The following is a 239-nucleotide window of genomic DNA, read 5'->3' as shown; positions in this document are numbered from 1 at the left end:
TGTGCCTTTCTCACCGTGATAAGGTGTCATACCGCCATCTGGCCAAGTCATGATCTCAGGACCATTATCCGCAGTGAAAATGATGATGGTGTTATCGGCAATACCGAGTTCTTCCATTTTGGCCATCATTTCACCAACATGGTCATCAAGATCTTTCATGACCACTTCTTGAAGTCCCCAACCGTTTTGGCCAAGCATAGCTTCGTATTCAGGTGACAGGTGCGTCCAAACGTGACCAC

General features: G+C 47.3%; 1 protein-coding gene. It reads right to left on the bottom strand.

All coding sequences use genetic code 11. The features are described 5' to 3' along the window. A partial coding sequence (locus tag AB4653_RS26690; protein WP_372105738.1) for a sulfatase-like hydrolase/transferase occupies window positions 1-239 on the bottom strand: 239 nt, incomplete at both ends.

Origin of the sequence: Vibrio sp. 10N.222.48.A3 (assembly GCF_041475345.1) — a bacterium.
GTDB classification, from domain to species: domain Bacteria; phylum Pseudomonadota; class Gammaproteobacteria; order Enterobacterales; family Vibrionaceae; genus Vibrio; species Vibrio tasmaniensis_A.
This window is presented reverse-complemented; position numbering and strand designations above follow the sequence as displayed.